The organism is Pseudanabaena sp. CCNP1317, assembly GCF_034931345.1.
In the GTDB taxonomy this organism is placed as follows: Bacteria; Cyanobacteriota; Cyanobacteriia; order Pseudanabaenales; family Pseudanabaenaceae; genus Pseudanabaena; species Pseudanabaena galeata.
Genome location: NZ_JAYGIF010000103.1, coordinates 15,942 through 28,849, shown reverse-complemented (window position 1 = coordinate 28,849; position 12,908 = coordinate 15,942). Strand labels below are relative to the sequence as shown.

The 12,908-nt window shown below is 43.4% G+C and carries 8 protein-coding genes and 4 pseudogenes; 7 read left to right on the top strand and 5 right to left on the bottom strand.

Features of this window, described 5'->3' with window-relative positions; translation table 11 throughout:
* Positions 1–100: 100 nt before the first annotated feature.
* On the bottom strand, positions 101–568 hold the full coding sequence (locus tag VB775_RS18690; RefSeq protein ID WP_281009669.1) for a DUF29 domain-containing protein: 468 nt from the start codon (positions 566–568) through the stop codon (positions 101–103).
* Positions 569–653: 85 nt separating this feature from the next.
* Here VB775_RS18690 and VB775_RS18685 point away from each other — a divergent pair, with 85 nt between their 5' ends.
* The 4 genes from VB775_RS18685 (at position 654) to VB775_RS18670 (ending at position 7,416) form a co-directional block, all read left to right on the top strand.
* Positions 654–986 carry a DUF433 domain-containing protein gene (locus VB775_RS18685; protein ID WP_281009670.1) on the top strand — a complete coding sequence of 111 codons (333 nt, stop codon included), beginning with the start codon at positions 654–656 and terminating at the stop codon, positions 984–986.
* 78 nt (positions 987–1,064) lie between these two features.
* The gene (gene pglZ / locus VB775_RS18680) at positions 1,065–3,695 is read left to right on the top strand and encodes a BREX-6 system phosphatase PglZ (RefSeq protein ID WP_281009671.1); all 2,631 of its coding nucleotides are present in this window, start codon (positions 1,065–1,067) and stop codon (positions 3,693–3,695) included.
* Between the two features lie 148 nt (positions 3,696–3,843).
* Positions 3,844–5,163 carry a BREX system ATP-binding protein BrxD gene (brxD, locus tag VB775_RS18675; protein ID WP_281009672.1) on the top strand — a complete coding sequence of 440 codons (1,320 nt, stop codon included), beginning with the start codon at positions 3,844–3,846 and terminating at the stop codon, positions 5,161–5,163.
* An 87-nt stretch (positions 5,164–5,250) separates the two neighbouring features.
* Complete coding sequence (locus tag VB775_RS18670; RefSeq protein ID WP_281009673.1) at positions 5,251–7,416, top strand: DEAD/DEAH box helicase; 2,166 nt, start codon at positions 5,251–5,253, stop codon at positions 7,414–7,416.
* 20 nt (positions 7,417–7,436) lie between these two features.
* Here the strand turns inward: VB775_RS18670 and VB775_RS18665 are convergent.
* Positions 7,437–7,610: pseudogene (locus VB775_RS18665) on the bottom strand (IS982 family transposase); the annotation flags it as partial.
* Between the two features lie 84 nt (positions 7,611–7,694).
* On the opposite strand from VB775_RS18665, the pseudogene VB775_RS18660 reads away from it, so the two are divergent.
* Positions 7,695–7,895: pseudogene (locus tag VB775_RS18660) on the top strand (ISKra4 family transposase); the annotation flags it as partial.
* Positions 7,896–8,000: 105 nt separating this feature from the next.
* On the opposite strand, the gene VB775_RS18655 reads toward VB775_RS18660, so the two are convergent.
* Positions 8,001–9,665, bottom strand: a complete 1,665-nt coding sequence (locus tag VB775_RS18655) for a mechanosensitive ion channel family protein (RefSeq protein ID WP_281009674.1) — start codon at positions 9,663–9,665, stop codon at positions 8,001–8,003.
* Between the two features lie 124 nt (positions 9,666–9,789).
* A complete protein-coding gene (locus VB775_RS18650; protein ID WP_281009675.1) occupies positions 9,790–10,902 on the bottom strand; it encodes a mechanosensitive ion channel family protein in 1,113 nt (370 codons plus the stop codon).
* Between the two features lie 312 nt (positions 10,903–11,214).
* Here VB775_RS18650 and VB775_RS26565 point away from each other — a divergent pair.
* A pseudogene (locus VB775_RS26565) lies at positions 11,215–11,316 on the top strand (hypothetical protein); the annotation flags it as partial.
* A 52-nt stretch (positions 11,317–11,368) separates the two neighbouring features.
* On the opposite strand, the pseudogene VB775_RS26560 reads toward VB775_RS26565, so the two are convergent.
* A pseudogene (locus tag VB775_RS26560) lies at positions 11,369–11,479 on the bottom strand (alpha/beta hydrolase); the annotation flags it as partial.
* On the opposite strand from VB775_RS26560, the gene tnpC reads away from it, so the two are divergent.
* The gene (gene tnpC / locus VB775_RS18640) at positions 11,426–12,904 is read left to right on the top strand and encodes an IS66 family transposase (protein WP_281009676.1); all 1,479 of its coding nucleotides are present in this window, start codon (positions 11,426–11,428) and stop codon (positions 12,902–12,904) included. The pseudogene VB775_RS26560 and the gene tnpC overlap by 54 nt on opposite strands.
* The last annotated feature ends 4 nt before the right edge of the window (positions 12,905–12,908 follow it).

Sequence of the window (12,908 nt, the reverse complement as noted above, 5' to 3'; positions counted from 1 at the left end):
TTGCCAACATCCAAGAGGGCAAAGCATTCCTGTTTCAAAATGGTTGCCACAAGCCAAGATAGTCGCAGGAATGCTATGCCCCTACGCCTATCGATACCGATTACAATTCCCAAAACTTGACGCTCAACAATGCATCGACATCGCGCTCAAATTGCCATGTTTTAGGAAATTGACAGCTAGGATAGCCATCATCGACCCTGCGTAAAGCTGCCTGAAAACTGCGATCAAAGCGATCGCTAAAATAGCGGCGCAAACTTGGTGATTGTTCCAGTAGCAAGCTGAGTTCATCCCTTTGCGTGAGAATCGTATTTTGCCAACCCTTAAAACAATCAGGCAGATTGACATAGCAGCGTTTGAGGATATGTTCTAGCAAAGTAATTAATCTGCTATCTAATTCTTTGCGATCGCGTCCTGCCAAACCCTCTAACTCCTCAATCAAATTTTCTACATCCAAATTCTCTAAATCACCCGCCTTTAACTGGGCGATCGCTGTCTCTAACCACAAATGCAAATCGCGATCGTATATATCCTTGCTTATTGATTGTGGTGGTGAAATTGCTTGAGTCATTTACTTTTCTCCTGATAACAAATGAATAAGCATGAATAAACTGTTACGATCATTTTGTCACAATACCAAACTATAGGGAGAAAATATGCTTGCGATCGCTCCTCAACCAATACCCCTAAAACTTGATGCTGATGGAGTTGTCCGTATTGGTGGCACTCGTGTCACCCTTGATACGATTATCTCTGTTTATCAACAGGGAGCCACTGCCGATGAAATTGCCTTTCGCTATCCTTCTCTAAAATTAGCCGATGTTTACGCTGCGATCGCTTACTACCTCAACCATCAGCACGAAGTTGAAACTTATCTGACTCAACGCCAGCAGCAAGCGAAAATTATTCAGCAAACAAATCAGGCAAGATTTAACCCTCAACATTTACGCGATCGCATTGCTGCCCGTCAGTCTACACAATCTGCTTAAAACACTCGCTGATATCGTCTTAATATTTGAATGTTGTCAGCCTGAAGACTTAGATGGGCAAATCTATTATTTACCGTTATGACTAATCCGATCGCTGACTATCTCGAACAAGACATTAAACAAAGCATCCGCCGTCAGGGAATAGTGATTTGGCTAGATGCTGAGAGCCGCTATACCGAATTTGTTGATCGCCTAATCACTCGTTATCAAACAGGGAATTTTGACTTTCCTGTGGTGGGCTTTCGGGGGAGCTATCTGGAATTATTGCTGCAACTAGAAAACTATGGCAATGGACTTGATCCTGATCGGCTATTAATCCATTTACCAAACCACAACACCCAAACAGTTAAGCAAACTCCATTATTAGAACTCTATCGAGCAGGAAAACGCTACGAAAAAGCCCTACCTACCCTTGTGCGTGAAGCAGTTACAGGTAAAGTCGCTCCTGATGCGATCGCAGATTTTCTAAAAACGACCGACCTTACCCTCGCAGGAGCCGAAACTTGGCTAGATCAACAATTAAATCGACATAATTCTTCAACTGGCGACCTTGGTGATGAATTCCGTAATTATTTAGCAGGGTTAGATCATCAATGGATTCTCGATGGTTTGCTCAATCAAGATAGCAATCTCCGCACCAAAATCCATAGTGCAGCCGAGCTAAATATTCTGATCGAACATTTTTATATTCATACAGGAATGGATATCGCCTTTTTACAATTTTTCCTTAAGAATGATGCTGTAGATATAGACCATTTAGAATTTGCCTTTGTCGCTTGGTTGATGTGTGTGGAATATACCAACGACCTCACCCGATCGCCCTATCTGCCCGAATTACAACCCTTGCGATCGCTTCCCAAATTATTACAAGCACAATGTCAAAATCTAATTAACCATCTCCGTGATCGCCATCCCCTGCGTTACATTGCGATCGCTGAAGAAGTCGAAGCCAAAATCAAATTGGAACTCGAACAAATCACGCCCCATGATCTCGGCAAAATTGACACCTTCGCCACCGAAGATCGAGTTATGCTCAATGCCTCTATTCAAGCCCTGCTCGCGCAAAATTGGCAACAGGTGATCATCTGGGGGCGATCGCGACTGAAAGAGCCTTCCCTTTGGATTCTCCACGATTCTCAAAAACGCCGCCTGTGGTTTTGGGTCTTAAGAGCCGCCCAGTTTGGACAGGTAATTACGCAACACCATCATGTCTTAAACGGGGTGACAACTTTACGCGAAGCCCTTGATCTCTATACCCAAAAGGCTTGGATTGTCGATTCTTACCATCGCGGCTTTGAACAACTACGCTTGCAAATAACCACAAATAGTAACCTGCCACAATATGCGTCAATGGAGAAAGTGACACATTTTTTGCGCCAGCTTTATCGTGATTGGGCAGATGATTTGGCGCGAGACTTTGCGAAATTATGCGATCGGGTGGGCTTCTTACCTGAAGAGGAATTACAGCAGCGCCATATTTTTGAGCGTCACTGTTTGCCATTGATTACTACTCCAGAGAAGGATGGCGCTTCGCGCCATCCTTCTCTAGGACAAGCTGAACAAGGAGATCGCGTTGCTCTGTTCCTCGTCGATGCCTTTCGCTATGAAATGGCAATGGAATTAAGAAACAAATTCAATCAAGAGGAGTTCCAGACTGACCTCATCGGCTGCTATGCCGAACTACCTACGATTACGGCAATGGGTATGAATGCGATCGCCCCTGTGTCGCAGGATGGCAAAATCCGCTTACCCGATGGCAAAGACTTTAGTAAAGGCATTAAAGCGGGAGAATATACGGTCAAAGATCCTGATAGTCGGGCGCGGGCAATGGGCGATCGCACTTTTAGTACTAGTCGCGATCGGCATTCGTTATCCAGTCTCTCGCTGCAACAGGTCGCCCAATCAACCAGTGAGGCTTTAGAAAGTCAAGCTAAAAAGGCAGCCTTGCTCGTCATCCATAGCCGCGAAATCGATGATGCAGGTGAAGCAAATGTGGGTCTAGTTACATTTACCAATTGGATTCAACAACTGAAAGCCGCGATCCATAATCTCCAAAAGATTGGGATTCATACCTGTATCCTCACCGCCGATCATGGCTTCATGCTCCTCGACCACACCGTTAAGGAAGTGGAATATGCCACCGCTACTCGCCGCTATGTGCGTCTCGATGATTACCGCCGCGAGGCTGATTGTGTATCTGTACCATTGCGATCGCTCAATTATGATGGTCAAGAAGGTTATCTTCTATTTCGGAATGACACCGCTATTTTTAAGGGGAAATCTAAACTCAGTAATGCTTCCTTTGCTCACGGTGGCAATAGTTTACAGGAGCGTATAATTCCTGTTCTCACAATTACTAAGCGGTTAGCTGTTAAAGCATCCATTAAAAATAGGATCGCTAAAGCACAACCACAAATTCCAGATCCTATTCAAGATCTAATTCCCGATCTAGTTCCTGAACCAAATCAAGGGTTGATAAGTGCGACTAGCGATCGCTGGCAAGACAATTTTGATGATCCTGCGATCGTCAAGGTATTTGAGCATCTAGAAAAACATGGCGCGATCGTGGAAACTGAACTTGTGCAAATGCTCGGTTCACCACGTAAAGCGCGAAGTTTTGCGAGCAAGTTTGATGAATTTACTGCTAAAGTTCCCTTTACTGTCCAAGCTGAAAATGTCCCTTCAGGTAAGCGGTATATTAAGAGATAACCCTCACCCCCCAGCCCCCTCTCCCATTAAGGGCGAGGGGGAGTAAGACTAATTTCTTGTTCCCCTCTCCCTTTTTGGGAGAGGGGCTAGGGGTGAGGGTCTTATAATCTTCCATGTAACGTCAGTTAAAAAATAAAACTGTGTAGCTATGAATTTGAACGCTAAGGATACCGAACATATTTTTGAAAAACTGCGATCGGGAGTTGTTCCAGAACGGGGGCTAGAAGCCTTTGCTGTCGGCATAGATCGATCGCGGAAGGAAATCCAACGCCAACTCGAACTCGCTGCTGATGGTGAAGGCGTATTTAAATTTTTGCGTGGCGGTTATGGTTGCGGTAAAACCTTTATGTCTCGCCTTGCCACCCTCGAAGCCCGCGATCGCGGTTTTGCCACTAGTTTTATAGTTGTTTCTGATAATGATCTGCACTTCCATAAATTTGATGATGTCTATCGCAAAGCCATACAGGAACTTGGCACAAATGTATGCCCAAGGGGAGCGCTAGGCGACATTCTCGATCGCTGGATTGCGAGAGTTGAAGATATGCTGATCGCAGGGGGGAAAGATGAAGATGATCCTAATTTTGATGATGCGGTGCGCGATCGCCTCGATGAAGAACTTGCCTCGATGACAGGTGGACAAGTTCCTGAAGACATGACACGAGTATTGCGAACCATCTTTACCCTCAAGCAACAGGGAAACTTTGCCGAAGCCAGCGCCCTCATTTCTTGGCTATCAGGCAGTGAAAATGTTGCAGCAAGCGCCAAAAAAATTGCAGGGATTAAAGGCGATATTGGCAGCCGTGAAGCCCTCGACTATTTACTTGGCATTTTGCAGATCGTCAAGGCGGCAGGTTACAAGGGCTGGGCGATCGTCATTGATGAAGCAGAAACGATCTTGCGAATGCGTCAAGACGTGCGCGGTAAATCCTTAAATGGTATTCGTCAAATCTGTGATGCCGCCGATCGCTTTCATGGATTGCTCTGGATTTTTACAGGTACGCCTGACTTTTTTGATACGAAGCGTGGCATTGCGGGACTAACACCGCTTCACGATCGCATCAAGTTTGAAACCTATAGCGGTTTTAGTAGTCCGCGTCAGCCCCAATTGGAACTCACCCCCTTTGATGCCATTCGTTTAAAGGAAGTTGCTCTCAGACTGCGTGAACTTTTTAACGATGGCGATCGCATTCATTTAGAACGGAAAATCACCCTTGAATTTATCGATCGCCTGATTGCAGAAGTAACTAAAGGATTTAAAGGCGATGTGGGGGTAGTGCCGCGTCAGTTTTTACGACAATATGTGAATCTTCTGGATTTAGTTGCCGATAACCCTGACTTCGATCCGATCAGTGCATTAGCTCTGCCCGCAGATACCCTCAATGATGATGAACTTCGTATTAAGTCAGGTCTGCCCTATTACGATCCTGAACCAGAAGAAAATGAAGTTTACGCCGTTGTTGAATTTTAGACCCTCATCCCCCAGCCCCTTCTCCCCACTTGGGAGAGGGGGCTAGGGGGTGAGGGAAAATTTTGCGCTTTCTATGGATTTTTAATCATGCATTCCACTTTTGCCAGATTTCCGCCCCGACTACAACAGGCGATCGCTGATCGCCTCGGTTGGTCATCATTACGCCCCGTCCAAGAACTAGCAGGTCAAGCCATCCTTGATGGTAAAAATGCTGTCGTTCTCGCGCCGACCGCAGGGGGCAAAACTGAAGCCGCCATATTTCCGCTATTAGCAAATTTAATTGAAAATGAACCGCAGGGCGTGGGCATACTCTACATCGCGCCGATCAAAGCTCTGCTCAATAATCAATGCGATCGCTTTGCCACTTATACCGAAATGGTGGGCTTACGCAGTTTTGTCTGGCATGGCGATATTAAAGGGAAAGATAAGCAAGCTTTTCTCAAGGAACCTGCCGAAGTTCTCCTCACTACTCCCGAATCTATCGAAGTGATGCTTCTATCAGCAAAAGTCCCTCACACTAAGCTTTTCGGTGATCTTCGTGCAGTAATTATTGATGAAATTCACGCCCTCGCAGGTAGCGATCGCGGTACACATTTACTCTCTGTACTAGAGCGTCTAATTACCGCCGCCAATAACCAAATTTTAGAGGGCGCGGCTTCGCCGCACCCTCTAAAATTTCAAGCCCATGATGTGCAGCGAGTTGGACTGAGCGCCACTGTGGGCAATCCAGAGCAAATTCTCCACTGGATGCAAGGCTCATCACAGCGTCAAAGAATCGTGATTGATCCACCAAAAATTCCTGCTAAGCGTGAAATTGCTATCCTACAGCGTGACGAGATTGGCGCGATCGCCCGTGAAGCCAGTCGCAAAGCCCTAGGTAATAAGAGCTTATTCTTTTGTCAAAGTCGAGCGCTTGCGGAAGATGTCGCGGAACGAATGCGCGATCGTAGTACCGATGTATTTGTGCATCATAGTTCTGTCTCTCGCACTGAACGCGAAACCGCCGAAGAGAACTTTCAAAAGGGAACTAATGCTTGCATTCTCTGCACCAGTACCCTCGAATTAGGAATTGATATTGGCGATCTTGATCTTGTTCTCCAAGCCAATGCTCCGAGTACCGTGTCATCATTTTTGCAAAGATTGGGACGCACGGGTAGACGCGGAGGTAAGGCTGCTAACACTACCTTTTATTGTGAAAATATTGAGACGGTCTTACAAGCGATCGCCATTGCCGAATTAGCGCGATCGGGCTGGGTGGAGTCTGTTAAGTGTCATAACCGCACATGGACAGTTTTAGTCCATCAATTACTGGCGCTGACTTTGCAATTTGGCGCAATTAGTCCCGAACTTGCTTGGCAGCAATTATTGCTCATTCCTGATTTTCAGGGCATCGCGGAGACAGAATATCAAATTTTGATTCAGCATGGCATTAGGGAAGGTTATTTTTTTCAATCGGGCGGCTCACTGTCCATCGGTGAAAGAGCCGAGAAGATATTTGGGCGCAAAAACTTTATGGAACTCTATGCCGTATTCAGTAGCCCAGTTCTCTATAAAGTCAAGACCACAGCAGGTTATACCGTTGGTTCTCTAGAACAAGACTTTGCCGATAAATTAGTACCAAGTATGAGTTCCTTTCTCTTAGGTGGCAAAGCTTGGCTAGTTGAAGCGATCGATCACAAGGAACGCTCAATTCGCGTAATTCTCTCTCCAAAAGGTAAAAAGCCTAACTGGAATAGCTTTTCGCCGCAAATCCTCAGCTATGAACTCTGTCAAAAAATTTACGAGATCCTTACTACCGACATCGACTATCCCTACATAGACGCTCAATCTCGTTATGCTCTCACAGAAAAACGTGAAGATCTGGGTGTTCTTCTCCGTCAGCAATCTTTCACTGCGATCGATGATGGCGATCGCGTCACATGGTGGACATTTGCAGGTGGACAAATTAATTACACAATCAAGTATCTCCTAGCAGATCTCCACCCTGAATGGAAAGTCATTGCTGATAACTTCAAAATTGGTATTGAAGGCTCTGAGGTGAGTGTGCAGTTATTGCGATCGGCTTTAGATAGATTGCGATCGGATTTTGACTGGCAAAGCGAAGCACATCGATCCAATATCCTTGCTCAACTTCCTCTCTATCGCTTTAGCAAGTTTCAACCTCTACTCCCTGAATCTTATGCTCTTGAGACTATTGAACGTTATCTACTCGATTGGGAAAGTACTAGTCTTTTTTTAAACCGTTTTATCTAAACTAACGTGAGTTCGACAAACTAAAAGCAAGCAGGAGGTAGAGCAGGCAGGTCTTTGAAGAGAAGATCCAAAGCAGGTTTAGTCTCTCGATAGGAATAAGCAACCAAACCAGCCAAAAGGTTAACGAGGAAATTGAAAAAGCTGCGATGTCTTGAATGCTCAATCTGAGAAATGTTTTTCAGTTGGTCATTGACCTTACTTTTCCTTGCATCTTATCAGTTTTTGATCGCCTTGCAAACCATTGCTTGTATGCTTTTATTTCTTTTTCAGTAAGCCCTACTTATTTTCGCAATCATCATCATCAAATGCATTATGTTGAAGCTATGTCCGCCAACTTACCCATTGGTTCGGGGATCACCGAGGCAGCCTGTAAAGTAATTATCAAAGCTCGATTGTGCTGCTCTGACATGAAATGGAAAGACAAGGGCGCTTCTGTTGTTTTGAGTCTTAGAGCTTTGAGCTATAACAACAGTCGATGACAGCAGTTCTGGGATAAAATCAGATGCTATAGCTTCTCACTCTAAATCTGTTCATCAAATTCTGGTCACACCCATTGTTATCAGCCTTAAAAACTAGAGAACCAGTTAAATTGTAATTGGGGATTGTATATAAATTGTCGGATCTTCCATCGTAAAGACAATTCCTTGTTCTGAAAGAGATCTAGCAATTTCGATGCTTGCCAACTCTAGTAAACGTTTACGCACTTCGATCGCATTATCTTGAGAGCCGAGAATTGCGAAACTAACGCGCAATCGTTTACCCGTACCATCAGCATCAGAAATATTTGTACTATTCGCATCGATTCCAGACAATGCAGAGGTTTTATCCACAATTACTTGCTGCACAAGCGCAAGTTCGCGTTCTCCTAAAACTGCCGCAAAATTCATATATAGCAACACCATAATCTTTTTGGCTAGAGTCACATTTTCGAGCTCGACACTAACTAAGATCGAATTGGGCATGATAATAATTGTGCCAGTGCCAAGAGAGCGAATTTTGGTTGATCGCAAACCAATGCTTTCTACTTTCCCTAATTCTCCCGCAGGTAAGCGGATGTAGTCACCAACTACAAAAGGACGATCTAGATAGAGAACTAGAGTGGCAATTAGTTGTTCAAGAATCTTTTGTGCGGCAAAAGCAACAGCTAAGCCAACTAATCCTAAACTTGCAACTAAGCCAATTAGATCAAAGTTAAGACTTTTGGCAAAGGCAACTAAAGCAATAATAAAAATGAGGATATTAATAATAGTTTCAAAGACAAGTATTGCGTCATCACTACTAGGGCTAAAGTGTCTACCGATCTTGAATCCATAAGTACGCAAATATCGACTAATTAATTTTACAGATATCCAATATAAACTAGCAGTTAAAAGCAGATTGGAAATTGGTTTGATTAGGTTATAAGCAACAGGCGCTAAGGACTCTAGTAAAATCAAAGACCAACTAATGGCAATATTAAGAACTACAAATCGCAACAGGCGATCGCTAGGTTGAATAACATCTTGATAAATCTTTTCGACAGATTGAGGGGCTAATTTTCTCAAGGCAAATTTTACTAAATCTGTAGCGTAGTGGCTAAATATAAAAGAGCCGATTAAAGCACCGAAAAATATAAGCCATTGGGCTTCAAAAAATGGGGAAATAATATAGTAACGCCAGCTTCGGAAAAGTGGGAACCATTCAGAACTAAGCCCCGCGATTGCAACCCATCCTAAACCAAAAGCAATTTTGTTGAAAATTCCAGTTTTAAGCTTAAATATTCGAGTTGCTATACCAAATAAAATCCTCAATCCGATTAATACCGCAATCGCCATTAAAATCAAAAAAATTCGCTGCAAAAAATATTGAGGAGTTCTTTCTTCCTTAGCTTTAGCAATCGCCGTTTCTAGAATTTCCCGCCATCGATTAGCTTGTTGTAATGGTGAAAAATCTGGTAACACGTCATTAGCTGTGACCGTAAGCAGATATTCACTATTTAAGGAAATAGATGTGGCACTGGTACTACTATCATTCCTTACCTCAATATTTATGTTTGGCGAGGTAGAGATCGCCTCAATAAGAACATTATTTGCAAATTGTGATCGCTCCTTAGCTGTAAAGCGATCTACTGCTTGCAAATCAAACAGTGGAATCCCATCAACAACCACAGAGGCACCAGCATCGCTAAAGTTAGGACTGAATTTTTGAACAGAATTTGGCGATGAAATTTGCGTAAACCCAATAGGAATGAATATTAGTAACCAACCCACGAAAAATAATATGATTAGCTTAAGCAAGCGAGGTAAAAAGGTTTGTTTCCCCGCCAAAGGCGGGGAAACAAACCCGTACTTCACTAGATTGGTAAACGCTATAATTGTCTGTTTAAATATTTGTTTAGATAGAGATTGGAGCATCCACATAAATTGTTGGTTCATCTAGAGTAAAAGAAATATTCTGATTTTTTAGCTGCTTGGTAATTTGTTGTTTAGCAAGATCTAGCAACTGTCTTCTCAGTTCCATTGACAATTCATTGGAACCCAAAATAAAGAATGAAATTTGAGCATTATCATCCCCAAAGGCAACTTCGGTGCTACGCCAGTCTAAGCCAAAAATGTCGATGGTGCTGTCCATCACGATTTGACGGATCAATGCTTGCTCTTCATTTGATAAATGCTGCGGGAAAGCAATCATCATTACGGACATAACTTTCTTTGCGCCCGAAAAATTTTCAATCGTGGCTTGGGTGAGGGCATTGTTGGGAATAATCGTGAGCGTGCCTTTACCAGAGGTACGGATTTTGGTTGACCTTAAACCGATACTTTCGACTCGCCCAAATGTACCTTGTTTGCCTGTAGGTCCATCGGACAAACCAATGTAATCACCCACCGTAAACGGTCGATCAAGAGTTAACACAATTCCCCCTAAAAATTGTTCTAAGGTTTTCTGGGCGGCAAAGGCGATCGCAATACCACCAATTCCTAAACTGGCGGCGATACCGACAACGTTAATATCATGTTTGATACAGAAGAAGAGAATCAAGGTAATTGCGATCGCAAAGTCACCCAAATAGCGAAGTAAAAAGATTGATTCACCTTTAACTTTAGGGTTTGATGCAAAGGTAATTCCTAAAATCTTGGTATCAAAAAAGTCTCTAAATAGTCTGGACAAAAGCCATCCACTGAGTATCGTAATGCCTACGCTTAAACAAAATTCAATCCAGCTTAGCCATTCTGTTGCAGGAATTAACAGCAGCATTAATTCCATTGCTACTAAAGTAATTAACGTCAATACCACGGATTTAAACGCAATCACAACTCTGCTGTAGATTTCCGTTAGGAATTTTGGAGTAAACCAACTGAAGAGGAAGCTTAGTGCAGAAATAATCACCGCTCCTCCTACAAACCCAACCCCTCCTGCGATCGTAATTAAGCCAACTTGTAATAGGCGATCGCCATTACTTAAAGCAATCTCTGATACTTGGGCAATCTCGTTAATTGCGTCTGTCATAGCAAATCAATCCACTCACAGCAGAATCACAGCTTGACTACTAGAAATATTGGTTAGGGTATTTCTAGTAGTCTTAGACTGCAAAATTTCATCTTTACTTACTTTCAAGGCTAACACATTGCTGCAATCTTGTTTAGCAACTTCTCAAATAGCTTTAGCAATAGAGTTCCCAATTGAGCCCCTATCAATAGAGACACGACGTTAAAGAGATTCTTGGATAGAGGAACCGTCTTATCTAAATGTTCTACTATCATTGGATGAGGTTTTTCTGCGAGAGCAAAGACTTGGTAGAAATTAACCATAGCTGAGATCTTGCACCATTCTCTGAGTAAAATCTGGGGTGGTGGTATTCTCTCCTCTTCCGATGGACAAAGATTTCCAGTATCGGTCAAAAATTCTCAAGCTGTAGCTCTACCTCGTTATTTTGGCTATGGCAGAGGTCTAACTTTTTACACTTGGACTTCCGATCTTTCGCAAATTCAGGGATTTGATGTCGCCAAGAGTACCAGAATTCTGGAAATCCATGCAACATCAACATCAGCGCACCTTTACCCTCGGTAACGTAGTGCAATTTTATGCCGTTCGTATCAACCAAGGCGAAGATGCTGTTATCGCTTTGGTGGAAGGACTATTGAAGAAGATAGAGCAACTAGAAGTGCGATTAGAAATATTAGAAAATCAGGCAAAGAAAGATAGTCAAAACAGTAGCAAACCGCCATCGAGTGACGGATTTGGGAAGCGAACAAAAAGCTTGCGAGGAAAAAGTGAACGGCAAAGCGGTGGACAAATTGGGCATGAAGGCAAGACATTAGAGTGGCGAGAAGAAATCGATGAAATCATCGTGCATCGCGCAGACCAGTGTGAAAGCTGCGGAGCCTCGTTAGTGGGCACAGAGATATTGAATTGGGACTTAAGACAAGTGCATGATTTACCACCAATAGTCCTAAAAGTAACAGAACATCAAGCCGAAGTAAAATGCTGTAACCACTGCGGATTATTAAATCGAGGAAAATTTCCTGCCGATGTGAGCAACGTAGTCCAGTATGGCTCAGGACTAAAGGGATTAATTGTCTATCTGATGGAGGGACAATTACTGCCAACAGAGAGGGTACGGGAACTAATCAGGGACATATTTGACTGCAAACTATCGGAAGGGACAATCTACAACGCAAGAGAATATTGCTATGGGCAATTAGAACCCGTAGAACAGCATCTAAAAGAGGGGATGCAAGCTGCCGAAGTAGGACATTTTGACGAAACAGGGATGCGGGTCAAAGGTAAACTGATGTGGTTGCATGTGGCAAGTACATCAGGGTTAACCTACTACTTTATGCATACCAAACGGGGTCAAATAGCCATGGATGCGATGGATATTCTGCCCAACTTTGACGGTATCAGTGTCCATGATGGTTTGTCTAGTTATGCCCAATATGATTGTGAACATGCATTGTGCAATGCACATCATCTAAGGGAATTGATATTTATCGTTGAACGTTACCAACAGCTATGGGCAGAGCTGATGATCTCGTTATTGGTTGAAATCAAAGACCAGATAGGAGTTGCCAAAACTGATGGATTCAGCGCTTTGCCCTCAGAAAAATTAGCGGATTTTGAGCGCCGTTATCAGGAATTAATTGACCAAGGACTTAAAGCTAATCCGCCGCCCCCCATAGATCCTGATATCCCACCAAGGAAAGGTCGTCTTAAACAAAGTCCAGCCAAGAACTTACTCGACCGTCTTCAAAAAAATCAATCGGCTGTCTTGGCTTTTATGTATGATTTTCGTGTTCCTTTTGATAACAATCAGGCGGAGCGTGATTTACGCATGATCAAACTCAAACAGAAAGTATCTGGCACTTTTCGCTCTCTCAATGGTGCTCAAATGTTCTGTCGCATTCGTGGCTATATTTCGACTCTCAGAAAGCAAGGTGTTAATGTTTTGGAGACACTCAAACAAGTGTTTCTTGGAAACCCTTTCTTCCCAAATCTCCAGCCTGAGTAGTTAC